Origin of the sequence: Variovorax sp. dw_308 (assembly GCF_019207085.1) — a bacterium.
In the GTDB taxonomy this organism is placed as follows: domain Bacteria; phylum Pseudomonadota; class Gammaproteobacteria; order Burkholderiales; family Burkholderiaceae_C; genus Variovorax.
The window spans coordinates 486,663-510,645 of record NZ_JAATOM010000003.1; the positions used below are offsets into that span (position 1 = coordinate 486,663).

At 68.1% G+C, this 23,983-nt stretch carries 22 protein-coding genes; 14 read left to right on the forward strand and 8 right to left on the reverse strand.

Annotation, left to right across the window (positions count from 1 at the left end; all coding sequences use genetic code 11):
* Positions 1 to 13: 13 nt before the first annotated feature.
* The 3 genes from HCU76_RS08735 to HCU76_RS08745 are packed head-to-tail and all read right to left on the reverse strand — an operon-like array spanning position 14 to position 2,285.
* Positions 14 to 868 carry an extracellular solute-binding protein gene (locus HCU76_RS08735; RefSeq protein WP_218509025.1) on the reverse strand — a complete coding sequence of 285 codons (855 nt, stop codon included), beginning with the start codon at positions 866 to 868 and terminating at the stop codon, positions 14 to 16.
* Complete coding sequence (locus HCU76_RS08740) at positions 865 to 1,554, reverse strand: ATP-binding cassette domain-containing protein (RefSeq protein ID WP_218509026.1); 690 nt, start codon at positions 1,552 to 1,554, stop codon at positions 865 to 867. Before HCU76_RS08740 ends, HCU76_RS08735 begins: the two co-directional genes overlap by 4 nt.
* Positions 1,551 to 2,285, reverse strand: a complete 735-nt coding sequence (locus HCU76_RS08745; protein ID WP_218509027.1) for an ABC transporter permease — start codon at positions 2,283 to 2,285, stop codon at positions 1,551 to 1,553. The genes HCU76_RS08740 and HCU76_RS08745 overlap by 4 nt, the downstream gene beginning before the upstream one ends.
* A gap of 125 nt (positions 2,286 to 2,410) precedes the next feature.
* Between HCU76_RS08745 and HCU76_RS08750 the strand changes: the two genes are divergently transcribed.
* Entirely contained in the window at positions 2,411 to 5,212 is a 2,802-nt protein-coding gene (locus HCU76_RS08750) for a PAS domain S-box protein (RefSeq protein WP_218509028.1), read from the forward strand.
* Positions 5,213 to 5,230: 18 nt separating this feature from the next.
* On the opposite strand, the gene HCU76_RS08755 is transcribed toward HCU76_RS08750, so the two are convergent.
* Positions 5,231 to 6,502 carry an SUMF1/EgtB/PvdO family nonheme iron enzyme gene (locus HCU76_RS08755; protein WP_218509029.1) on the reverse strand — a complete coding sequence of 424 codons (1,272 nt, stop codon included), beginning with the start codon at positions 6,500 to 6,502 and terminating at the stop codon, positions 5,231 to 5,233.
* A 14-nt stretch (positions 6,503 to 6,516) separates the two neighbouring features.
* Positions 6,517 to 7,581 (reverse strand): TRAP transporter substrate-binding protein, encoded by a 1,065-nt coding sequence (locus HCU76_RS08760; protein ID WP_371319781.1) that lies wholly within the window; start codon positions 7,579 to 7,581, stop codon positions 6,517 to 6,519.
* A 199-nt stretch (positions 7,582 to 7,780) separates the two neighbouring features.
* Between HCU76_RS08760 and HCU76_RS08765 the strand changes: the two genes are divergently transcribed.
* The 5 genes from HCU76_RS08765 (at position 7,781) to HCU76_RS08785 (ending at position 12,349) form a co-directional block, all read left to right on the forward strand.
* Positions 7,781 to 8,938, forward strand: coding sequence for an ABC transporter substrate-binding protein (locus HCU76_RS08765; protein WP_213955597.1), 1,158 nt, complete (start codon positions 7,781 to 7,783; stop codon positions 8,936 to 8,938).
* Between the two features lie 124 nt (positions 8,939 to 9,062).
* Positions 9,063 to 9,944 (forward strand): branched-chain amino acid ABC transporter permease, encoded by an 882-nt coding sequence (locus tag HCU76_RS08770; RefSeq protein WP_213955596.1) that lies wholly within the window; start codon positions 9,063 to 9,065, stop codon positions 9,942 to 9,944.
* Between the two features lies 1 nt (position 9,945).
* Positions 9,946 to 10,809 (forward strand): branched-chain amino acid ABC transporter permease, encoded by an 864-nt coding sequence (locus HCU76_RS08775; protein WP_213955595.1) that lies wholly within the window; start codon positions 9,946 to 9,948, stop codon positions 10,807 to 10,809.
* A 35-nt stretch (positions 10,810 to 10,844) separates the two neighbouring features.
* Positions 10,845 to 11,633 (forward strand): ABC transporter ATP-binding protein, encoded by a 789-nt coding sequence (locus tag HCU76_RS08780; protein WP_213955757.1) that lies wholly within the window; start codon positions 10,845 to 10,847, stop codon positions 11,631 to 11,633.
* Positions 11,630 to 12,349 carry an ABC transporter ATP-binding protein gene (locus tag HCU76_RS08785; RefSeq protein WP_218509031.1) on the forward strand — a complete coding sequence of 240 codons (720 nt, stop codon included), beginning with the start codon at positions 11,630 to 11,632 and terminating at the stop codon, positions 12,347 to 12,349. Before HCU76_RS08780 ends, HCU76_RS08785 begins: the two co-directional genes overlap by 4 nt.
* Here the strand turns inward: HCU76_RS08785 and dxs are convergent.
* Genes dxs through xseB form a run of 3 tightly spaced genes read right to left on the reverse strand, consistent with a single transcriptional unit; the run spans position 12,334 to position 15,407 of the window.
* Positions 12,334 to 14,226 (reverse strand): 1-deoxy-D-xylulose-5-phosphate synthase, encoded by a 1,893-nt coding sequence (gene dxs / locus HCU76_RS08790; protein WP_218509032.1) that lies wholly within the window; start codon positions 14,224 to 14,226, stop codon positions 12,334 to 12,336. The genes HCU76_RS08785 and dxs overlap by 16 nt on opposite strands.
* A 9-nt stretch (positions 14,227 to 14,235) precedes the next feature.
* Positions 14,236 to 15,162, reverse strand: coding sequence for a polyprenyl synthetase family protein (locus HCU76_RS08795; RefSeq protein WP_213955592.1), 927 nt, complete (start codon positions 15,160 to 15,162; stop codon positions 14,236 to 14,238).
* The gene (gene xseB / locus HCU76_RS08800; protein ID WP_213955591.1) at positions 15,159 to 15,407 is read right to left on the reverse strand and encodes an exodeoxyribonuclease VII small subunit; all 249 of its coding nucleotides are present in this window, start codon (positions 15,405 to 15,407) and stop codon (positions 15,159 to 15,161) included. The genes HCU76_RS08795 and xseB overlap by 4 nt, the downstream gene beginning before the upstream one ends.
* 255 nt (positions 15,408 to 15,662) lie before the next feature.
* Between xseB and HCU76_RS08805 the strand changes: the two genes are divergently transcribed.
* The 8 genes from HCU76_RS08805 (at position 15,663) to HCU76_RS08840 (ending at position 23,958) form a co-directional block, all read left to right on the forward strand.
* Positions 15,663 to 16,832: an aromatic ring-hydroxylating dioxygenase subunit alpha gene (locus tag HCU76_RS08805; protein ID WP_218509033.1), complete on the forward strand. Its 1,170-nt coding sequence runs from the start codon at positions 15,663 to 15,665 to the stop codon at positions 16,830 to 16,832.
* Positions 16,833 to 16,892: 60 nt separating this feature from the next.
* A complete protein-coding gene (locus HCU76_RS08810; protein ID WP_218509034.1) occupies positions 16,893 to 17,819 on the forward strand; it encodes a DMT family transporter in 927 nt (308 codons plus the stop codon).
* 17 nt (positions 17,820 to 17,836) lie between these two features.
* Positions 17,837 to 18,733 carry a sulfurtransferase gene (locus HCU76_RS08815; RefSeq protein WP_218509035.1) on the forward strand — a complete coding sequence of 299 codons (897 nt, stop codon included), beginning with the start codon at positions 17,837 to 17,839 and terminating at the stop codon, positions 18,731 to 18,733.
* Between the two features lie 115 nt (positions 18,734 to 18,848).
* A complete protein-coding gene (locus tag HCU76_RS08820; RefSeq protein ID WP_218509036.1) occupies positions 18,849 to 19,391 on the forward strand; it encodes a DUF2796 domain-containing protein in 543 nt (180 codons plus the stop codon).
* The gene (locus HCU76_RS08825; RefSeq protein WP_213955587.1) at positions 19,388 to 20,089 is read left to right on the forward strand and encodes an ABC transporter ATP-binding protein; all 702 of its coding nucleotides are present in this window, start codon (positions 19,388 to 19,390) and stop codon (positions 20,087 to 20,089) included. The genes HCU76_RS08820 and HCU76_RS08825 overlap by 4 nt, the downstream gene beginning before the upstream one ends.
* A gap of 43 nt (positions 20,090 to 20,132) precedes the next feature.
* On the forward strand, positions 20,133 to 21,395 hold the full coding sequence (locus tag HCU76_RS08830) for an ABC transporter permease (RefSeq protein ID WP_218509037.1): 1,263 nt from the start codon (positions 20,133 to 20,135) through the stop codon (positions 21,393 to 21,395).
* 15 nt (positions 21,396 to 21,410) lie between these two features.
* A complete protein-coding gene (locus HCU76_RS08835) occupies positions 21,411 to 22,010 on the forward strand; it encodes a DUF3299 domain-containing protein (RefSeq protein WP_213955585.1) in 600 nt (199 codons plus the stop codon).
* A 124-nt stretch (positions 22,011 to 22,134) separates the two neighbouring features.
* Positions 22,135 to 23,958 (forward strand): DUF3300 domain-containing protein, encoded by a 1,824-nt coding sequence (locus HCU76_RS08840; RefSeq protein ID WP_218509038.1) that lies wholly within the window; start codon positions 22,135 to 22,137, stop codon positions 23,956 to 23,958.
* Positions 23,959 to 23,983: the final 25 nt, after the last annotated feature.

Genomic DNA, 23,983 nt, shown 5'->3' on the forward strand with positions numbered 1-23,983 from the left:
CCCGGGGGCGAGCCTACTTTGCGTTCGGGAAGAACAACTGCTCGCCGTCGATCTTGTAGCTCGCGATATTGCTCTGCCCCGCAGGCGAGATCACCCAGTCGACGAACTTCTGCGCGCCCGTGTGGTTGAGGTTCGGAAACTTCGCGGCGCTCGGCACCATCACGCCGTACTGGTTGAACAGGCGCTTGTCGCCTTCCACCAGCACGGCCATGTCGGCGCGGTTCTTGAAGCTCAGCCAGGTGCCGCGGTCCGACAGCACATAGCCGCCGGTGGAGGCCGCGATGTTCAGCGCCGGGCCCATGCCGCAGCCGCATTCCTTGTAGCCACTGCCCTTCTTCTCATTCGGCAGGGGCTGGCCCGCATCGCCCAGGCCGGTCTGGTTCCATAGGCGACGCTCGGCGGCATCGGTGCCGCTCTTGTCGCCGCGCGATACGAAGGCCACATTGCCCGCCGCCAGCTTCTTCAGCGCCGCGACGATGTCATTGCCCTTGACACCGGCCGGATCGTTCTTCGGCCCGATCAGCACGAAGTCGTTGTACATCACCGGATAGCGCTTGGCTGCATAGCCCTCGGCCACGAACTTCTCCTCGGCCGCCGTGTCGTGCACAAACAGCACGTCGGCATCGCCCCGGCGTGCCATGTCGATGGCCTGCCCCGTGCCGACCGCCACCACCTTGATGTCGATGCCGGTCGCCTGCTTGAACGCCGGCAGCATGTGGGCGAACAGGCCCGACTGTTCGGTCGACGTGGTCGAGGCCATGGTGATCGTCTCGGCGCGCGCCACCAGGATGCTGGCGCCCAGCAGCACCAGCGCGACGGTCGCCTGCGCGGTCGGCCCCACGCCGAACCGCTTGAAAAACACCTTCATACCAGCTCTCCTTTGACAAACAAACGGGCCGCCTCGGGCAGCGGCCCGTTGAAGAAATCATGCACCGGCAGGTCGGCCACGACCCTGCCCTGCTCAAGGTAGACCACGCGGCTGGCCAGCCGCTTGACCTGGCCCAGATTGTGGCTGGCGAACACCAGCGTGCGACCCTGCGCGGCCTCCGCCAGCAAGGCTTCGACCTCGTGCTTGGCGGTGGGGTCGAGGCTGGCCGTCGGCTCGTCGAGCAACAACACCTTGGGCTGCAGGGCCCAGGCACGGGCCAGCGCGAGGCGCTGCTGTTGACCGCCGGAGAGCGTTCGCGCATTGCGTCCGATCAGCGCCTCGAGGCCCACGCGCGCCAACGCGGGGCCGGCCTGGCGCTTCGCCTCGCCCCATGGCGTGCCGCGCAGCCAGAGGGCGATCGCCACGTTGGTCCGCGCTGTGGCGCGCAGCATGTGCGGACGCTGGAACAGCATGGCCAGTTCGCGCCGGGGTGCATGGCTGGCGAATTGCCCGGACGCATGCGGCACCAGGCCATGGAGCAAGCGCAGCAGCGTGCTCTTGCCGCTGCCGTTGGCGCCGATCAGCGCGACGCGCTCGCCCGCATCAATCGCAAGGGAAGCATCGCGCAATGCCGTCACGCGGCCGAAGCGCACGTCGACATGGCTCAGCGCAAACAGCGACGTCATGCGGCGATCCGCATCGCCACCGCCGCGCCGCCGTCGACGCGTTCGCGCCAGCTGCGCACCAGCGCCACCAGCACGTTCAGCGCCAGCACCACCAGCAGCAGCACCAATCCCAATGCCAGCGCCAGCGGCAAGTCGCCCTTGCTGGTCTCCAGCGCGATCGCGGTGGTCATCACGCGGGTGAAGCCGTCGATGTTGCCGCCCACGATCATCACCGCGCCCACCTCCGACACGGCCCGGCCAAAGGCCGCGATCAGCACCGTGACCAGCGCATAGCGCTCGTCCCACACCAGCAGCAGCGCGCGCACCAGCGAACCGGCGCCGAGCGAGCGCAACTGCTCGCCATGGGCGCGGTCGGCGTCTTCTATGACCTGCCGCGTCAGCGCCGTCACGACGGGCAGCACCAGCACCGCCTGCGCCAGCACCATCGCCTTGAAGCTGAACAGCCAGCCCAGCCAACCCAGCGGCCCCGAGCGCGACAGCAGCAGGTAGACCACCAGCCCCACCACCACCGAAGGCAGCGCGAGCAGTGTGTTGAGCAGCGCCAGCGCCGCGCCGCGGCCACGGAAACGGGCCACACCCAGCCAAGCGCCGGCCAGCAGGCCAAGGCCGCAGGCGAGCGCACATGCGCTGGCGCTCACGGCCAGCGACCGCCCGACGATGCCGAGCAGCACCGGGTCGCCCGACACGACCAGCTGCCACGCGGACAGGAGACTTGACTCGAAGGTATTCATTGAAAAGCACGAAAACAGGTGGCGCGCACGCGCACGGGTGCGCATGATGCACGAGGCTGGCAGGATGGCGGCTCGCTGCGTCGCGATGGCGCAGCGTCAAGGCCGAAGGACAGGGGGGACACTCGATGAACGATACCGATCGATCAGGCCGCTGGCCGGCGTGCGCTGGCGAATGCGCGAAGTTGATACGCGGCTTCGGCCCGGACGCCACGCCGCTCGGCGCACCGGATCAATGGCCGAGGGCGCTGCGCAACATTGTCGACCTGCTGTTGCGCTCATCGGCCGAGATGGCCGTCTATTGGGGGCCGGACTACGTCGCCATCTACAACGACGCGCACGCCGGCATGATCGGCAACAAGCACCCCGGCAGCCTGGGGCGACCGGCGCGGGAGTTCACGACGGAAATCTGGGACAGCCTCGAGCCGCAGTTCGACAACGTCCTTTACCGCGGCGAGAGCGCAAGCGGCCGCGACCAGCCCTTTTCCATCAATCGCAATGGCGAACTCGAGCAGGCGTATTTCGACTACGCATGGTCACCAGTGTTCGACGACAACGGCCGCATCGGCGGCGTCCTTTGCATCACCACCGAAACCACGGAACGCATGCATGCGACCCAAGCCCTTGCCGACAGTGAAAGAACCGCGCGCGAGGGGGGCGAGCACCTGCAGATGGCGCAGTCGGCCGGCGGCGTCGGTGTCTTCTCGCTCGACATCCAGACCGACATGCTGAGCGTGTCGAGCGAGTATTGCAGCGTCTTCGGCTTGCCGTTGGTGGAGTTGCTTCCGCTCGCCGCGATCGAGCACCTGCGCATCACCCGGGGCGAGCACATGTCCACGCGCGAAACCCGGGTCGCCGGCACGGCGCCGCTCGATGTGGAATACCAGATCCGGCGCGCCGGCGATGGCGCCGTGCGCTGGATCTCGCGCCGCGGCGAACTGGTGCGCGACAGCGCGGGCAAGCCGGTGCTGATGCGCGGCGTGGTGCAGGACATCACCGACCGCAAGCTGACCGAAGCCACGCTGCGCCAGAGCGAAGCGCGGTTTCGGACGCTGGCGCGACAAATGCCCAACCAGGTCTGGACGGCGACGGCCGACGGGCGGCTCGACTGGGTCAGCGAGAGCATGAGCACCTATGCGGGACTCAGCCACGTCGAATTGCTGGGCGACGGCTGGGGGCAATTCGTGCATCCGGACGACATCCCGCACGCCGAGAAGCGCTGGGCGCATGCGCTGGCCACCGGCACTCCGTACGAAAACGAAGGCCGCCTGCGCCGCCACGACGGCGCATGGCGCTGGCACCTGTCGCGCGCCCAGCCGCTGGGCAGCGACGAAGTCGGCACGCCGCTGCGCTGGGTCGGCATCAACACCGACATCGAAGACCAGAAAGCGGCACAGCACCGGCTCGCCCAGAGCGTGGCCGAGCGCACGCGCGACCGCGACCGCCTGTGGCAACTCTCGGCCGACATCATGCTCATCGCCGACATCCGGGGCCGCATCGTGGCCGTCAACCCCGCCTGGCAGGCACTGCTCGGCTGGAGCGAGGCGCAACTGCTTGGACGTCCGCTCCTCAGGCTGCTGCATCCCGACGATCTCGCGCCCGTCATCGCCGAAAGCCGCCGGCTCAAGGGGGGACAGGCGCAATCGCGCATCGAGAGCCGGGTGCGCCACCAGGACGGCAGCTACCGCACGCTGTCGTGGACGGCCGTGCCTGACGAGGGTCTCCTGCATGCGGTCGGGCGCGACGTCACGGCCCTGCGCGAGTCCGAAGCCCGCCTGCGCCAGAGCCAGAAGATGGAAGCCATCGGCCAGCTCACCGGCGGCATCGCGCACGACTTCAACAACCTGCTGCAGGGCATCACCGGACCGATCGAACTCATGCGCCGGCGCGTCGCGCTCGGCCGCACCGAGGGCCTGGAGCGCTACATGGATTCGGCCGCGCAATCAGCGCGGCGCGCCGCGTCATTGATCCAGCGCCTGCTCGCTTTCTCGCGGCGCCAGACGCTCGACCCCAAACCGACCGACGTGAACGAACTCCTCGGCTCCATGGGGGAACTGCTGCACCGCACGCTCGGCGAACACGTGCGCCTGGCCATCGCCGCCGATACGGGAACCGGCGCCGCATTCGGCGATGCGGCCCAACTCGAAAGCGCGATCCTCAACCTGGCCATCAACGCGCGCGACGCCATGCCCGATGGCGGCGAGTTGCGCATAGGCACCTCCTGCGTGATGTTCGACGAAGCGGCCGGACACCAGCACGACCTGCCCCCCGGCCACTACTGCGCCATCTCCGTGGCCGACACCGGCACCGGCATGACGCCCGAGGTGCTGGCCAAGGCCTTCGACCCCTTCTTCACGACCAAGCCGATCGGCCAGGGCACCGGGCTGGGCCTGTCGATGGTGTACGGTTTCGCGCAGCAGTCGCGTGGCCTGGTGCGCATCCAGAGCCAGCCGGGAACGGGGACCACCGTCACGCTGTATCTGCCGCGCGCTCATGTCGCAGTCCGTGGCGACACCTCGAGAATTTCCGGCGATGCCCACCTGCCGCAGGGCCGGGGCGAAGTGGTGCTGGTGGTCGAGGACGACCCGGCCGTGCGCCTGCTGGTGCTCGACGTGCTGGCCGAGATGGGTTATCGCACCGTGCATGCCGAAGACGGGGCATCCGCGATTCCCATCCTGCAATCGAAGGAGCGCATCGACCTGCTTGTCAGCGATGTCGGACTGCCCGGCATCAATGGGCGGCAGGTGGCCGAAATCGCGCGCGGGGTTCGGCCCGGGTTGCCGGTGCTCTTCATGACCGGCTATGCCGAGCACGTACGCACGCGGGCGGAGTTCCTGGCTCCGGGCATGGAGATGATTGCCAAGCCATTCGCAGTCGATGAGTTTGCGCGCCTGGTGCAGCACGCCATGCGCGGCAGGTCGGTCGGATAGGCGCACCGCCTTGCGCGATCAGATCGCGCAGGTACGAAATCCGTAGAAGCCTTCGTCGCGCGCGGGCAGCGCGAAGCCGCGGGACCTGGTCGAGCGCAGCCTGGCGCGCGTCGCCAGCGAGGCGCCGCGCAGCACACGCGCCTGGCCGAATGCGGGCACCGGGTCGAAAGGCGTGCCCTCGCTCCACGGGTCGGCACGGAACCCGGGCCAGGGCCTGAGCGTGCCGGCAGTCCACTCGTGCACGTCGGACCACCTGAAGCCCCGGCGCGATGCGGTCTCGGCGGCAATCTCCCACTCGACCTCGGTGGCGATGCGCCGCCCCGCCCAGCGCGCCCACGCATCGGCCTCCCACCAGCTCAGGTGCACGGCGCTTTGATGCCCCGCCGCGCGCACGGTGCGGCCGAAGCGGTGCTGCAGCACCGAGCCGCCCGTGCCGTGCCGTTCGACGCCGATCTGCTCGACATGGCGCGGGCCGCGGCGCCCTTCCTCGGCATGCCGCGCCAGCCAGGCCAGGCCTTCGGACAGCCAGAGGTCGCTGCGGTCATAGCCGCCGTCATCGACGAACTCGACGTACTGGCTCCAGGTGACGGGCTGCGCATCGATCTCGAACTCGGGTACTTCGGCCTCGTGCAGGCCCTGCTCCTGCGCAAATGAAAAACCCTGCGCCGGCAGCCCGAGTTCCCACCGCGCGGCCGGCACGAGCAACGGTTCGCGCGGCGGCGGGGCGGGCGCGATCTCGATGCCGATCGGCAGGCCCAGCGTTTGCGCCATCACCACGAGTTGCTCGCCGCGCATGTCCTCGTGGAACAGCGCGAGCCGATAGAAGTACAGGCCGGCGTCGGTTTCGGCGGCACGCTCCAGCAGTTCGAGCGTGCTCTCCAGCGTCTCGAGCAGGTAGGCCTTGGTCTGGCCAAGATCCGGAATGTCTCGCGACCAGGCTCCTTCGGCGCCCCCCTGCTGCGGGTTCCACCACTCGTCGGCTTGCGGGTCGATGGCCGCCAGCCGCGTGGGCCGCGACGGGCAGTCGATGCCGAAGGCGCGCTGCGTGTTGCGGCCGATCCACCATTCGGCAAACCAGGCGACATGACCTGCCAGCCAGATCGGCGGGAGCACGCCGTCGAGACGCTCGACCGGCAAGGTGGCGGTGCCCATCGCCTGCTCGTAGAGCGAAAGCAGGTGCAGCGTGTGATTGCGCGCGTCGATCAGCGCGAGCGACAACAACTCGCGACCGGCGCGGCGCATCGATGGCGAGTCGATCGAGTCAGGCAGGTCGGTGTAGGACGTGGGCATGGTGGGCCTGGCAATCAGGGCTGCATTCTGGACACGAACGCTTCCATGCGACTGCCGCCGAGGCGCGACAAGCGCAGTTGCGCGCGCTGGAAGCCCAGGTAGTCCGCATGGATCCTTTTCCACTCGGGGCTTTTCTGGTCGTTGTCGTCATGGACCTCCCTGGCCGCCGCGAACACGGCCCGGATCACCGCCGGCGGGATCGTCTGGACAACGACGCCGCGCGCCGCAAGGTCCTTCAGCGCAGCGGCGTTCGATACGTCATAGCGCGCCCGCATCGCCGCGCTCGCCTGCGCCGCGGCGGCGTCGACGATCGCCTTGTTTTCGGCCGACAACGTGGCCAGCGACTTCTGGTTGATCAGGAAACTCATGTTCAGGCCGCCCGGCCACCAGGCCGGCGCGTAGTAGTAGGGCACCGAGCCCGGCAGGCCCAGGGCCAGGTCGTCGGTCGGCCCCAGCCACTCTGCCGCATCGATGCGCCGCTTTGCCAGCGCCTGGCGCAGGTCGGCCGCAGCAACGGGCTGGGGAGCGGCGCCCAGGCGGGACATGACTGCGTCCATCGGCCCGCCGGTGGCGCGAACCTTGAGTTGCTGGAAGTCGCCCGCGCCACGGATCGGGCGGCGATACCAGCCGCTCATCTGCACGCCCGTGTTGCCTGCGTCGAACCCCACCATCGAATAGGCCGCGTAGAACCCGTTCATGAGCTTGCGGCCATTGCCCGCCTGCATCCAGGCGGCCGTTTGCGCCGCGTCGAGCCCGAATGGCAGCCCCGCGCCGATCGCGAAGGCGGGGTCCTTCGCATAGAAGTACGACGGCAAGGTATGGGCCATCTCGATCGAGCCGCGCTGCACCGCGTCGAGCACGCCGAGCGGCGTCATGAGCTCGCCTCCCGCGTGCACCGAGATGTCGAAGCGGCCGCCCGACATGGCCCGCACCGCATCGGCGAAAGCGACCGCTGCGCCGAAAAGGTTGGCGTTCGAGTTCGGAAAGCTCGATGCCAGGCGCCAGCGCACGGCCACCTGCGCATGGACGGCTGGCGCCAGTCCTGCGGCCAGCACGCCCGCCACCCCTGCGTTTCTCATCAGCCCGCGACGGTCCATTGAATCGTTCTCCAAGAATGTGGTTCGGGGCATTGCAGCACGCCGCATCATGAACGCTGCCCCGGCGGCGACGAGGGGATACCCCTGCAAGCCAATGCGCACCGGCGGACTTTGGCCCTGCAGGCCCGTCTTAAAATGTCAACCCGCTTATCTTCCAACTCTATCCAAAGTGCCTTCAAAGATGAACTCAACCCGATTCAGACCTGCGCTTCTCGCGGCCTTCGCTGCCACCGCATTCGTTGGCGCAGCGCAGGCTGCCGACATCAAGATCGGTGTCGCGGAAGCGCTGTCCGGCGGCGCCGCCCAGTACGGCACGGCCATCCGGAACGGCTTCCAGCTGGCCACCGACGAGATCAATGCCGCCGGCGGCATCAACGGCAACAAGATCGTGCTGGTGGTCGAGGATGAGCAGGGCAAGAAGGAAGACGCGATCAACGTCTTCAAGAAGCTGATCTTCCAGGACAACGTGCTGATGGTCTTCGGCCCCACGCTGTCGAACTCGGCCCAGGCCGCCGACCCGATCGCGCAAGCCGCCAAGACCGTGGCCTTCGGCACCTCCAACACCGCCGACGGCATCACCTCCATCGGCGACTACGTGTTCCGCAACTCGGTCACCGAAGCCGACGTGCTGCCCGAGACGCTGCGCGTGGCCGTCAAGCATGCCAACGTGAAGAAGGTCGCGGTGCTCTACGGCAACGACGACGTGTTCACCAAGAGCGGCTACGACAACTTCAAGAAGGCCCTCGAAGACGCGAAGATGCCGGTGACCACCACCGAGACCTTCGCCAAGGGCGACGTCGACTTCAAGGCGCAGCTGACCAAGATCAAGGCCACCAACCCTGACGCGATCGTGCTGTCGGCCCTGCTGGCCGAAGGCGCACCGATCATGGTGCAGGCACGCCAGCTGGGCATCAACGTGCCCTTCATCGGCGGCAACGGCATGAACTCGGTCAAGGTCTTCGAACTGGCCAAGGGCGCTTCGGACAACCTGTACGTCGGCAGCCCCTGGTCGTCCAGCAACGCGACGCCGGAGAACAGCAAGTTCATCAAGGCCTACACCGCCAAGTACAGCACCGCGCCCGACCAGTTCGCGGCGCAGGCCTACGACGCCATGTACATCGCCACGCAGGCGCTGAAGACGGTCAAGCTGACCGGTACGCTGCCGGCCGACCGTGCCGCCCTGCGCGACGCGCTGCCCAACGCCAAGTGGACCGGCGCCACCGGCGCCTTCAGCTTCACGCGCGCCAACGACAAGGCCGGCAAGCCTGCTGGCTATGATGCAAAGCAGCAAGCCATCGTCAGCGTGACCAAGGGCACGCAGTTCGAAATCGAAAAGTAAGCCGCCCGATTCGCAGGGTCGCACGCGCGGCCTTGCGTTTCGCCCTTGCTTCTGGCGCAGACATCTGCGCCGTTTTCTTTTTTGTCAGGCCGCGGCGCGGTGCCGTGGCAGTCAGGAGCCCATCGTGCTCGATCAGCAACTCGTCAACGCCTTGTCGCTAGGGTGCGTCTACGCACTCTTTGCGCTGGGCTTCACCCTCATCTTCGGCGTGCTCGGCGTCATCAACCTGTCGCATGGCGCCATCTTCATGGTGGGCGCCTATGCGGCGGCCACCTTCATGCGCGTGTTCTCGCTGCCGCTGTGGACCGGCCTGCTCGCTGCGTTCCTGTTCAGCGGCCTGTTCGGCCTGTTGATCGACGTGCTGGTGCTCAAGCCGCTGCGCAAGCGCAACGCGCCCCACCTGATCCCGATGATCGCGACCATCGGCGTGGCGATCGTCCTCAACAACGGCGTGCAAGCCATCTTCGGCGCGGAGAACGTGCGCTTCCCGGCCGGCACCATTCCCGACAACGCGCTGGAGTTCGCGGGCATCCACGTCACCGTGCTGGAACTCGGCATCGTGCTGGTGTCCTTCGTGCTGATGGGCGTGCTGATGCTGGCGCTCAAGCGCACGCAGATGGGACGCGCGTTGCGCGCGATCGCGGAGTCGCCCAAGGCGGCGTACCTCGTCGGCGTGAACGTCGAAGGGCTGTTCTACCTGACGTCGTTCATCGCAGCCGGCCTCGGCGGCCTGGCCGGCGTGCTGATCGGCCTGTATTCGAACGCGCTGTTCCCGCTGATGGGCCAGCCGATGCTCGAGAAGGGCATCGCCGTGATCATCCTCGGCGGCATGGGCGACATCCGCGGCGCGATGCTGGCGGGCCTGTTCCTCGGCTTTGCGGAGGTGCTGTCGGTGGCGTACATCGGTTCCAGCATGCGCGACGCGGTGGCCTTCGGCTTGCTGTTCCTCGTGTTGCTGGTGCGGCCGAAAGGGTTGTTCGGCTCCTTGCAGGAGCGCAAGGTCTGATATGGCTTCACTCGACAACTTCTGGGCCGTCTACAGCAACCTGGTGCTCTCGCTGGGCATCAACGGACTGCTGGCGCTTTCGATCTGGCTGACGCTGGCCTGCGGCATGCTGTCCGTGGCCAACGCGGCCTTCATGGGCATCGGGGCGTACACCGCGTCCATCCTCACGATGAACTACGGCATGCCGTTCCCGGTCGCCATCCTCGGCGGCATGGCGGCGCCCGCGCTGGTCGCGGCCATCATGGGCGGGCCGACGCTGCGGCTGTCGGGCGTGTACCTGGCGATGGCCACCCTGGCCTTCGGCGAGGTGGTCCGCATCGCGGTGCTCAACACCGAATCCATCACCGGCGGCGCGCTGGGCCTCAATGGCATTCCGCAACTCACGCAGTGGTGGCATGTGCTGCTGGCGCTGGTGCTCACGCTGCTGCTGCTGTGGCGCCTGCGCCGCTCCAAGGTGGGCCGCGCTTTCGAGGCCATCAAGGAGGATGAGACGGCCGCCGGCCTGATGGGCATCGACGTGGCGCGCCACAAGATGCTGGCCTTCGTGCTCGGCGCCGCGATCGCGGGGCTGGCCGGCACGCTGAACGCGCACCTGACCTTCTTCATCGGCCCCGGCGAATACGGCTTCAACCGCGCGGTGGACATCCTCACGATGACCATCCTCGGCGGCATCAACGGCCTGACCGGCCCGGTGCTCGGCGGCGTGATCCTGACGATCCTGCCCGAGGTGCTGCGCGGACTCGGCGGCTTCCGCCTCGTGGTCAACGGGCTGGTGCTGGTGCTGATCGTGCTGTTCCTGCCCAAGGGCATCTGGGATCCGGCGCGCTTCCGCCAATGGTTCGGCCGCAAGGGAGAAGCCGCATGAGCGCAGCGCCAGCACCCATGACCGCTTCAAAGAACCTGCTCGAACTCACGAGCGTCTCGCGCCACTTCGGCGGCCTCAAGGTCCTGCAGGACGTGAACCTGGCCGTGCCCGACAAGGGCGTGTTCGGGCTGATCGGCCCCAACGGCGCCGGCAAGACGACCGTGTTCAACCTGATCACCGGCCTGCTTCCGCCCACCAGCGGCAGCATCCGTTTCGACGGGCAGGACCTGGTCGGCCGCAAGCCCTTCGAGATCACCCGTGGCGGCATCGCGCGCACCTTCCAGAACATCCGGGTGTTCAAGGAAATGTCGCTGACCGAGAACGTCATCGTCGGCATGGATGCGCACCTGCGCTACGGCGCCTTCGGGCTGCTGGCCAGCACGGGCATGTTCCGCAGCGAGGAGCGCCGCGCGCGCGACCGGGCGCGCGAACTGCTGAGCTGGGTCAAGCTCGACCACAAGGCCGACCAGCTCGCCGACAACCTCTCGTACGGTGACCAGCGCAAGCTCGAACTGGCCCGCGCCCTCGCCACCGAGCCCCGCCTGCTGCTGCTCGACGAACCCGTCGCCGGCATGAACAGCACCGAGAAAACGGATCTCATGCGCGAGATCGAGAACATTGCCCAACGCGGCTACACCATCTTCATGATCGAGCACGACATGCGCTTCGTGATGGGCTTGTGCGAGCAGATCGCCGTGCTCAACTTCGGCCGCATCATCGCGCGCGGCGGACCGGACCAGATCCGCAACGATCCGCAAGTCATCGAGGCCTACCTGGGCCGCGAGGACGACGAAGCGACCAACGACGAAGGAGCCGCCGCATGAGCGCACCCCTGCTGCAGGTCCAGGGCCTGAAGGTTTCCTTCGGCCACGTCGAGGCCGTCAAGGGCATCGACTTCCAGTTGCACGAGGGCCAGATCACCACGCTGGTCGGCGCCAATGGCGCGGGGAAGTCGACCACCCTCCTCGCGCTCTCGGGCCTGGTGAAGAAGACCGCGGGCCGCGTGACGTTCGATGGACACGACATCACCGGATTGGCACCGCACAAGATCGTCTCAGGCGGCGTGGTGCAGGTGGCCGAGGGCCGCGCCACGCTCACCACGCTGACGGTACGCGAGAACCTGGAGCTCGGGGCCTACACGCGTCGCGACGGGGCCGGCGCGCGTGCCGCGGACATGGAGCGCATCTTCACGCTGTTCCCGGTGCTGAAGGACCGGGCCGAAGGCCTGGCCGGCAACCTCTCGGGCGGCGAGCAGCAGATGCTGGCCATCGGCCGCGCCATGATGGCCAGGCCGCGCGTGCTGTTGCTGGACGAACCGTCGATGGGTCTGGCGCCGATCATCGTGCAGGACATCTTCCGCACGCTGCGCGAGATCAACAAGCAGGGCCTGACGATCTTCCTGGTGGAGCAGAACGTGCGCCAGGCGCTGAAGATCGCCGACCGCGCCTATGTCATCGAGACCGGCGCGATCGTGCTGGAAGGCAGTGGGCGCGAACTCCTCGGCAACCCGAGGGTCCAGGACGCCTACCTGGGTAGTTGAGCCGCAACCGGAGCCACCGATTCAAGGCGCGCTTTCGGGAAGCGCGCGCGGATGCTGGCTTCGATGCCCGCTGCATCCAGCCCCTGGAGGGCCAGCAACTTGGCCGGGTCGCCGTGCTCGATGAACTGGTCCGGCAGGCCCAGTTGCAGCACCGGCTTGAGCAGGCCGGCGGCGTTCAGCGCCTCGGTCACCGCACTGCCGGCGCCGCCCATGACCGCGCCCTCTTCCACCGTGACGATGGCCTCGTGCGACCTGGCGACCTGCAGCAGCAGTTCGACGTCGAGCGGCTTGACCCAGCGCATGTTGACCACCGTGGCGCCCAGCGCCTCGGCCGCCTGCAGCGCCGGATAAAGCAAGGTGCCGAAGGCGAGGATCGCGACACGCTCGCCCTTGCGCCGGATCTCGCCCTTCCCGAAAGGCAGCGCATCCAGCGTGAGGTGCGGCGTGACGCCCGCGCCGGCGCCACGCGGATAGCGCACCGCCACCGGGTGGTTCTGCTGATAGGCGCTCGACAGCAGTTGCCGGCATTCGGCCTCGTCCGCCGGACAGGCGATGCTCATGTTCGGAATGCAGCGCAGGAACGGGATGTCATACGCGCCCGCATGCGTCGCACCATCGGCGCCGACCAGGCCGGCGCGATCCAGTGCGAACACCACCGGCAGGTTCTGGATCGCCACGTCGTGGATCAGCTGGTCGTACGCACGCTGCAGGAAGGTCGAGTAGATCGCCACCACCGGCTTCAGGCCTTCGCAGGCCAGGCCGGCGGCGAAGGTCACCGCATGCTGCTCGGCGATGCCGACGTCGTAGTAGCGCCCCGGAAAGCGCTTCTCGAACTCGACCATGCCCGAGCCTTCGCGCATCGCCGGCGTGATGCCGACCAGCCGGCCGTCGTTCGCGGCCATGTCGCACAGCCATGTGCCAAAGACCTGCGTGAAGGTTTGCTTGGGCGCGGTCGCGGGCTTGACCAATCCGACTGACGGATCGAACTTGCCGGGCCCGTGATAGGCCACCGGATCTGCCTCCGCCAGCTTGTAGCCCTGCCCCTTCTTCGTGACCACGTGCAGGAACTGCGGGCCGTCTAGGTGCTTGAGGTTTTCCAGCGTGGGAATCAGTGAGTCGAGGTCGTGGCCATCGATCGGGCCGACGTAGTTGAAGCCGAACTTCTCGAACAGCGTGGCCGGCACCACCATGCCCTTGGCATGCTGCTCGAAGCGCTTGGCGAACTCGAACAGCGGCGGCGCACCACGCAGCACGCTCTTGCCGACGTTCTTGGCGGCTGCATAGAACTGGCCGCTCATGAGCTGCGCCAGGTAGCGGTTCAGTGCGCCGACCGGCGGGCTGATCGACATGTCGTTGTCGTTGAGGATGACGAGCAGCTTGCAGTCGCAGACGCCGGCGTTGTTGAGCGCCTCGAAGGCCATGCCCGCCGTGAGCGCGCCGTCGCCGATGATCGCGACCGAGTGCCGGTCCTCGCCCTTCTGCTTGGCCGCCATCGCCATGCCGAGCGCGGCCGAGATGCTGGTCGACGAGTGCGCGGTGCCGAAGGTGTCGTATTCGCTCTCGCCGCGCTGCGGGAAGCCCGACAGTCCGCCGAGCTGGCGCAGCGTCGGCATGCGCTCGCGCCGGCCGGTCAGGATCTTGTGGGGGTAGGTCTGGTGGCCCACGTCCCACACCAGCCGGTCGTGCGGCGTGTTGAAGACGTGGTGCAGGGCGACGGTCAGCTCGACCGTGCCGAGGTTCGAGCTGAGGTGGCCCCCGGTGCGCGACACGTTGTCGAGCACGCAGTCGCGCACCTCGTCGGCCAGTTGCTTGAGCTGGACGCGGTCGAAGCGGCGCAAGGCCGAAGGGTCGTGCAATGTGGGGAGGAGCGGAGCCATGTTTGTCTTTTATCGGTCGCGGTCCACGACCATGTGGGCCAGCGCGCGCAGCGCCGCCGTGTCGGGCAGCGTAGTGCGTCCCAGGGCGGCCAGTGCGTCGGACAGAAGCGCTTGTGCGCGGGCGCGGGCGCCGTCGAGGCCGAGCAGCGATACGTAGGTGGGCTTGTCGTTCTCGGCGTCCTTGCCCGCCGTCTTGCCGAGCGTGGCCGAATCGGCGACCACGTCGAGGATGTCGTCGACCACCTGGAAGGCCAGGCCGAGCGCCGCGCCGTACTCGCGCAAGGCGCGCATGGCTTCGGCGGGGACGCCTTCGGCGCATGAGGCGCCCATTTCGACGCTGGCCTGCAGCAGCGCGCCGGTCTTGAGCTGGTGCATGCGCCGAAGTTGCGGCTCATCGAGAGCCACGCCGACGCTGGCCAGGTCGATGGCCTGGCCACCGGCCATGCCGTGGCTGCCGGCGGCCAGGGCCAGCAGCCGGCACAGGCGCGCCTGCACGCGATCGGCAACGCTGCCGTCGCCGGGTGTGAGCAGTTCGAAGGCCAGCGCCTGCAAGGCATCGCCGGCGAGCAGCGCATCGGCCTCGCCGAACTTCACGTGCACCGTCGGCTTGCCGCGGCGCAGCACGTCGTTGTCCATGCAGGGCAGGTCATCGTGGACCAGCGAATAGGCGTGGATCAACTCGGTCGAGCAGGCGGCGCGCAACGCGGCTTGAGGGTCGCCGCCGACCGCCTCGCTCGCGGCCAGCACCAGCAGCGGACGCAGGCGCTTGCCACCATCAAGCACGGCATAGCGCATCGCGTCGCCAAGCTGCGGCGGCCCGTCGACGCCGACCCAGCGCGACAGCGCCGCTTCGACCTCGGCAAGCAAGGGGTTGCACCAGGCGGCCAGGCGGGCGCCATTCCAGGACTCCAAGGATTCCAGTTGGCGCACTGTCATTCGGGTGTCCAGGCCTTCAGGCTGCCGGCATCCAGGACCTTGATCTGGTCCTCGACCGCTTGCAGCTTTTCGCGGCAGAACTGCAGCAGGACAGCGCCGCGCTGGTAGCTGCCGAGCAGTTCGTCCAGCGGCAACTGGCCCGATTCGAGGGCGGCCACCAGTTGTTCGAGTTCCTGCAGGCCGGCTTCGTAGCTGGCCGGCAGCGGCGCGGCCGGCGCGGACGCGGGAGGGGTTGGCTTGGGCATGCGGGGATCGTCGGTCAAACCGGGCATTTTAGGGTGGGGACCGCAATCGGGTCCGACCCGCGGGCGTCCCCCTCCGGTACCAGAGCGTGACGAACCGCATGGTACGACCGGCGGAGGCCGGAATGAAACCCGGCGGGTACAATCCGCCCTTCCTGCCCCGGCAGGTTGCCGATATCTTTTTTGGGCCGTTTCTTCCTTCGCGACGGCGTCTCCCGTTTCCATCTTTCTCCCTGTGGGGAGCTTGGTCAGGTCCTCATGTCTGATTTAAGTCTTCAACTGCAGCAGGCCTCAAGCCCTCTTCATGTTTCCTCGTATTTCGACGAGGCGCTCTACGCCCGCGAGATGGCCACGCTGTTTGCGGACAGCCCGCGCTACGTCGGCCATCAGCTCGCGGTGCCCGAACTGGGCAACTACCACACGCTGCAGCAGGAGCACGAAGGCCGCGCCCTGGTGCACACGCCCAAGGGCGTGGAGCTGATCTCCAACGTCTGCCGCCATCGCCAGGCCGTGATCCTGCAAGGCCGCGGCGCGCTCGACGCCAAGACCGGCGGCAACATCGTCTGCCCGCTGCACCGCTGGACCTATGCCGCGGCCGACCCGCGCACCACCGGCACGCTGATCGGCGCGCCGCACTTCGCGCAGGACCCCTGCCTGAACCTGCACAACTATCCGCTCGAGGCGTGGAACGGGCTGCTGTTCGAGACGCGCCCCGGCGGCAGCCGCCGCAGCATCGCGGCCGACCTGGCCACGCTCGGCCCGCGCGCCGACCTCGACTTCTCCGGCTACGCCTTCGACCGCGTCGAACTCCACGAGTGCAACTACAACTGGAAGACCTTCATCGAGGTCTACCTCGAGGACTACCACGTCGGCCCGTTCCACCCCGGCCTGGGCAGCTTCGTCACCTGCGATGACCTGCGCTGGGAGTTCGGCGACAAGTACTCGGTGCAGACCGTGGGCGTGGCCAACCGGCTCGGCCGCGCGGGCAGCCCGGTCTACCAGAAGTGGCAGGAGCAGTTGCTGCAATACCGCGAAGGCAAGCCGCCGAAGTACGGCGCGATCTGGCTCACCTGCTATCCGAACGTGATGGTCGAGTGGTACCCGCACGTGCTGACCGTGTCGACGCTGCACCCGATCGGGCCGCAGAAGACGCTCAACATGGTCGAGTTCTTCTACCCCGAGGAAATCGTCGCCTTCGAGCGCGAATTCGTCGAGGCGCAGCAGGCCGCCTACATGGAAACCTGCGTGGAAGACGACGAGATCGCCGAGCGCATGGACGCCGGCCGCCGCGCGCTGATGCTGCGCGGCGACGACGAGAGCGGCCCGTACCAGAGCCCGATGGAAGACGGCATGGAGCACTTCCACGAGTGGTATCGGCGCGCGATGTTGCCCGCGGACACCTTGCCCCAGCAGGCCCTCTCGGCCTGATCCTGCGCGGCGCCGCCGCAACCGGCGCCGCTTCCCTTCTTTTTCGACGTTCGAGGCAAGATGCAAGCGCTCTGGATGGTGCTGGCCGCACTGATATTCGCGACCATGGGGGTCTGCGTGAAGATCGCCTCGGAATGGTTCAACCCGGCTGAACTGGTCTTCTACCGCGGCCTCATCGGCATCGCGTTCCTGGCGCTGCTGGCGCGCAGCCAGGGCGTGTCGCTGCGCACGCAGTATCCCGGCATGCATGCCTGGCGCAGCTTTATCGGCGTGGTGTCGCTGGGCGCCTGGTTCTATGCCATCGCCCACCTGCCGCTGGCCACCGCGATGACGCTCAACTACATGAGCAGCGTGTGGATTGCCGTGTTCCTCATCGGCGGCACCTTGCTCGCGTGGGTGCCGCTGCCCGGACGCGACGGCCGCGTGAGGCGACCGCCGCTGCAAGGGACGCTGATGCTCACCGTGGTCGTCGGCTTTGCCGGCGTGGTGATGATGCTGCGTCCGACGATCGGCGACCGCCAGGCTTTCGCCGGGCTGGTCGGCCTCATGTCGGGGCTGACGGCGGCCTTCGCCTACATGCAGGTGGTGGCGCTGTCGAAGATGGGCGAGCCGGAGTCGCGCACGGTCTTCTACTTTGCCGTGGGCTCGGCGGTGGCAGGCGGCATGGGCACGGTCGCGACCGGCTTCTCCGACTGGCCCGGCGGCCTGCACGCGATGTGGCTGTTGCCGGTCGGCGTGCTGGCCGCCCTCGGACAGCTTTGCATGACGCGCGCCTACTCACGGGCCAAGACGCCGGGCGGCACGCTGCTGGTCGCCAACCTGCAATATTCGGGCATCGTCTTCGCCGCGATCTACAGTGTGGTGTGGTTCGGCGACCGCATCGACGGGATGGGTTGGGGCGGCATGGCGATGATCGTGGGAAGCGGCATTGCCGCGACCATCCTGCGCCAGCGCGCCGTTCCCAGGGCACCGGCAGAAGAACATTGAACGAAGGACCGATCGCGATGTACACGACCCTGATCTCCGTCGAACAACTGAAGGCGCTGCAGGCCGCGGGCGCGCCGCTGATGGTGTTCGACTGCACCTTCGACCTGGCCCGGCCGCATGCCGGCGAACAGCAATACCGCGAAGCCCACATCCCCGGCGCGGTGTATGCCAACCTCGACACCGCCCTGAGCGCGCCGCACGGTGCGCCGGGCAAGGGCGGCACCGTGATCGCCGCGGACATGGGCCTGCCGGCCTCGGGCGGTCGCCATCCGCTGCCGAGCCGCGAACGCTTCGCCGAATGGCTGTCGAGCATCGGTTTCCGCAACGACATGCAGGCCGTGGTGTACGACCGCAACGGCCTCAACTACTGCGGCCGGCTCTGGTGGATGCTGCAATGGGTCGGGCATGAAGCCGTGGCCGTGCTCGACGGCGGGCTGCAGGCGTGGCAAGCCTCGGGCGGCGAGGTCACGGGGCGCGAGGAGCCATCGCACTTCCAGTCGAACTTCGTGCTGGGGCCGGAACTGGCGCGGCTGGTCGTGACCGACACGGTGCTGCAGCGGCTGGGCGACAGCGGCCAGACCGTCATCGATGCGCGCGCCGCGCCGCGCTATCGCGGCGAAGTGGAGCCGCTCGATCCGGTGGCCGGCCACATTCCCGGTGCGCTGAACCGGCCCTTCAGCGAGAACCTCGGCGCCGACGGCCGCTTGAAGCCGGCCGCGCAACTGCGCCAGGAATTCGATGCGCTGCTGGCCGGGCGCGACCCGGCCGGCGTGGTGCACCAATGCGGCAGCGGCGTGAGCGCCCTGCCGAACCTGCTGGCCATGCGCGTGGCGGGCTATGACGCGACCAGCCTCTATGCCGGTAGCTGGAGCGAATGGTGCAGCGATGCGGCGAGGCCGGTGGCCAGGGGCTGACGACGGTCACCCCGCGAACGGCGTTGCCACCGACAGCGAGGCCGCGGGAACCGCAAGCCCGCGGGGCGCTCCCATTGCAGTCACGCATCAACGCAAGCCGAAAGGCAGAGCTCGCATGAATCGATTCTTCCTTTGCGCCGCAGTCGCGCCCTTGCTGGCGCTCTGCATGCTGCACGCGCAGGCACAACCCCGGCATGCCCACGTGCACGGCCAACTCAAGCTCGACGTCGCGATCGACGTGCGGGCCATCACGTTCCACGTCGATTCGCCGCTCGACAACATCGTCGGCTTCGAGCGTGCACCACGCACCGAGGCCGAGCGCAAGACTGCGCAGCAGGCCCTGGCCCAGCTCCGCTCGGCCGGCAAGCTGTTCACGATCGACCCGGCCGCCGGTTGTGCGCTGGCCCAGGTCGACCTCGACGCACCGGCGCTCGGGCTCGGCGATGCCGTGCCGGGCCAGGCGCAGGGTCATGGCGACGTCGAAGGCAACATCGTCTTCGAATGCCGCAGCCCGGTGCAGGCGCGCTACATCGATGTCGCGCTGTTCGAGGCCTTCCCCGGCGTGCGTCAGATCGACGTGCAGATCGCCGCGCCGGATGGCCAGTTCCAGCGCACGCTGAAGCGCCCCTCGGGCCGTCTCACCTGGGGCAGCAAGTGACGGCCGTCCTCGGCGTCGACCAGCTGCGCTTCGCGTGGCCCGGCCACGCGGCACCGGTGGTCGACATCGAGACGCTGACGGTGAGCGCGGGCGAGGCGCTGTTCCTGCACGGGCCGAGCGGCTGCGGCAAGAGCACGCTGCTGTCGCTGATGGCCGGCGTGCTCGTGGCCGACGCGGGCCAAGCGCGCCTGCTCGGGCACGACTGGGCGCAGCTCTCCCGCCGGCAGCGCGACCGCACGCGCGTGGCGCATGTGGGCTACATCTTCCAGCAGTTCAACCTGCTGCCCTACCTCAGCGTGATCGACAACGTGCTGCTGCCCTGCCGCTTCTCCCCGCGCCGCGCGGCACGGGCCGACGGTTCGCCGCGCGCACAGGCCGAGCAGTTGCTCACCCGCATGGGCCTCGACCAGCCGCTCTGGCAACGGCAGGCGCTGCAACTGTCGGTGGGCCAGCAGCAGCGCGTGGCGGCGGCACGCGCGCTCATCGGCCATCCCGAACTCGTCATCGCCGACGAGCCCACCTCCGCCCTCGACGAAGACCGACGGGAGGCCTTCCTCGACACCTTGATGAGTGCTTGCCAGGCGAACCACAGCGCCCTGGTGTTCGTCAGCCACGACAGGCGCATCGCGCAGCGCTTTGGCCGGCATGTCTGGCTGCCCGACATCAACCGGGCCGGTCTCGCGAGCGAAGGCCGATGAACGAGCGGCGCGCCCCCGCTACGCGCAGCGCGAAGGTTGCCCGATGACCGCGCTGTTCGGCATCGCCTGGCGCAGCGCCTGGAACCGCCGCTTCACGCTGGCGCTCACGCTGCTGTCGATCGCCCTGTCGACCTGCCTGCTGCTCGGCGTGGAGCGCATCCGCACCGAGCTTCGGCAGAACTTCGCCTCGTCCGTCTCGGGCACCGACCTGATCGTCGGCCCGCGCACCGGCTCGACGCAGCTGCTGCTGTATTCGGTGTTCCGCATCGGCGCCGCCACCAGCAACATGTCCTGGAAAAGCGTGCAGGCGCTGGCCGGGCACAAGGGCGTGGCGTGGGTGGTGCCGCTGTCGCTCGGCGACTCGCATCGAGGCTTTCCGGTGCTGGCCACCACGCCCGACTACTTCACGCACTTTCGCTACGGCGACAGGCAGCCGCTGGCGCTTCGGGAAGGCAAGCCCTTCGGCGAGATCTTCGACGCCGTGATCGGCGCGGAGGTGGTGTCGCAGCTCGGCTATCGCCTGGGCGAGAAGATCACGCTGGCCCACGGCAGCGGCGAGTTCGACGCCAATGCGCATGCCGACAAGCCCTTCACCGTGGTCGGCGTGCTGGCGCGCACCGGCACGCCGGTCGACCGCACGGTGCACATCGGATTGAGCGCGATGGAGGCCATCCATCTCGACTGGGCCGGCGGCGCGCCGATGCCGGGCGTGACGATCCCCGCGGATGCAGTGCGCAAGTTCGACCTCACGCCGAAGTCCGTGACGGCCGTGCTGGTCGGGTTGAAGAACCGCACCGCGGTGTTCGCCGTGCAGCGCTGGGTGGCGAACGATCCCGACGAACCGCTGATGGCGATCCTGCCCGGCGTGGCGCTGGACGAGCTGTGGCGTGTCGTCGGTGTCGGCGAGAACGCGCTGCTGCTGATGTCGGCGCTGGTCGCACTGGTCAGCCTGGGTGGCCTGGTGTCGGTGGTGCTGGCCGGACTCAACGAGCGCCGGCGTGAGCTGGCGGTGCTGCGCGCAGTCGGCGCGGGCCTGCGCCATGTGCTGGCGCTGCTGGCACTGGAAGGCGGCATCGTGACGCTGCTGGGCGTGCTGCTGGGTGTGCTCGTAACCGCGCTGGGCATCGCCCTGCTGTCGCCGTGGCTGCAATCGCGGTTCGGCCTGGCGCTGCATCTGTCCGAACCTACACTCAACGAGTGGTGGCTGATGGGCAGCCTGCTGGTGGCCGGTTGGCTCGCCGGGCTGCTGCCCAGCATTCGCGCCTATCGCTTGTCGCTGGCCGACGGCCTCTCGCCACGCATTTGAACTGACTTGAACACCATGCCGCGTCGCCTCGCCCTTGCCCTGATCATCACGACACTCGGCGCTGCCGCCTGGGCTGGCGACCTCGCGCCTTCGGGAACCAGCGCCGCCAATCCGCTCGGCGGCAAGGCCGTGCCCGCCAAGATCGCGCCGGGGCAACCCCGCCTGATCGCCTGGGAAGAACTGGTGCCCAAGGACTGGGACCCGATGAAGGCCTTCAAGGGCATCGACTTCAGCAAGCTCGACGACAACGATCCGCGCGCCAACGAGATGCTGATGAAGCTGCAGAAGGCCTCCGACAACGCGCCCACCAACCCCGCGATGGACGGTGTCATGGTCAGGATCCCCGGCTACCTGGTGCCGCTCGAGGAGAAGAACGGCCAGGTTAGCGAGTTCCTGCTGGTGCCCTACTTCGGCGCCTGCATCCACACGCCGCCGCCACCGGCCAACCAGATCATCCATGTGCAAACCGCCAGCGCCGACAAGGGCCTGCGCGCGATGGACACGATCTGGGTCACCGGCAAGATGCAGACCCTGCGCAACGATTCCATGATGGGCACGAGCGGCTACCACGTCGCGGCGGACAGCGTCACCCGCTACACCGGCGGCGCGAAATAGCGGGCCGGAAGCGCTGCGCCGACAGGGCGCGGCGGCGCTGGCTGGCAGCCGGATGTCGTCGAACTGCGGACCATCCACGTTGAAAGCTGGGGAGGACCACGACCACACGCATGCGAATGACGCGATGACCTCTGCTCCCGCTCCCCTCCCTATCGGCCGCGTTGGCCCCGTTTCCAGGCTCCTGATCCTGGCGATCTGCGCGGGTGCCCTGGCGCTCGGCGGCTGCGACAAGCTCAAGGGCGTTCCCAACCCCACCGCGCCGCCAGCGCCTCCACCGACATCCGGGATGGCGCCGCCGCAGGCCGAACCGCCGCCGCAGCCCGTCGCCGTTGCAGCGCCGGCGCAGCCACCGGCCTACACGCCCCCCAGGGGGGAAGAGCTCGACCAGCTCGTCGCCCCGATCGCGCTGTATCCCGACAAGCTGGTCGCCCAGGTCCTGGCCGGCGCCACCTGGCCCGACCAGGTCAGCGCCGCCGACCATTGGCTGGACCAGAACCGGACGCTGAAGGCCGGCCCGCTCGCCGATGCCGCCGAATCGCAACCATGGGACCCGAGCATCAAGTCGCTGACCGCCTTCCGGCCCGTGCTCGACCAGATGGCGAACAACCTGCCATGGACCACGGCGCTCGGCCAGGCCTACTACAACGACCCGGACGGCACGCTGAACGCCATCCAGGCGATGCGCCAGCGCGCCTCGCGCGCCGGCAAGCTCAAGAGCACGCCGAAGCTCCGCGTCGCCGCCGCACCGGGTCCTGACCCCTACATCACCATTGCGCCGACCCAGCCCGACATGGTCTACGTGCCGAGCTATGACCCGCAAGTCATCTATGGCGAACCCGTTCCCGCGTACCCCGGCTATGCCTGGTCGCCTCCCGTCTACGCGGAGCCGCGCTACAGCAATGCGCAGATTGCCACGGCCGGCCTGCTGACTTTCGGCGCCGGGGTGATGGTCGGCAGCGCGCTGGAGCGGCACGACTGGGGCTGGCACGCGTGGAACATGAATTGGGGTCGGCCGGCGCCCTACCCACGCGGTGCGCTTCCGCGGCAAGCAATGGCGGTCCCAGAAAGGCCGGCCGTGATCTACAACCGCACAGCCTACGTGTCGCGCTCGGAAACGATGATCCAGAACAACACCCGCAACAACTTCTTCAACAACAACGGCGCCAGGTCGCAGCAGATGCAGGCGCAACAGGCGCAGGAACGGCAGCAACAGGCCCAGCTTGACGAGATCCGCAAGCAACAGGCGGCGCAACAGGCGCAAGCGCAGCAGCAGGCATCGATGCGGCAGCAACAGCAACAGCAGCAGATGCGCCAGCAGCAGGAGCAGGCACGTCAACTCCAGACACAGCAGGCGCAACAGGCCAGGCAGGCGCAGGACGACGCTCGACAGGCGCAGCTTCGTCAACAGCAGGCGCAGCAGCAGGGCAAGCAGCAGGATGCGCAGCGGCAGCAGGTGCTGCAACAGCAGCAACAGTTGCAAGCCCGGCAGGCGCAGCAGGACCAGGCCCACCAGCAGCAGGCCCAGCAGCTTCAGGAGCAGTCACGCCGCCAACAAGCACAAGCGCAACAGGCCGCCCAGCAAGCGCAGACCCGTCAGCTCCAGGCACAGCAGCAGGACCAGGCACGGCATCAGCAGCAGTTGCAACAGCAACAAGCCCAGCAGGCCCACCAGCAGCAGGCGCAGCAACAACAAGCACAACACCAGCAGCAGATGCAGCAGCAAACGCAGCAACAACAGGCGCAGCGCCAGCAGCAAATGGCACAGCAACAGCAACAGCAGCAACACCAGCAACAGGCTCAGCAAGCCCAGCAGCTTGCCCAAGCCCAGGCCCGCCAGGCGCAGCAAGCACAAGCACAGCAGTCGCAACAGCATCGTCCACAGGAACAGCAGGCACACGGCGCCCCCGGCCGACCCGGCCAACGCCCCGACGACCCGAACAAACCGTGACGCCGCTCCCGTTCAATACGGCCTG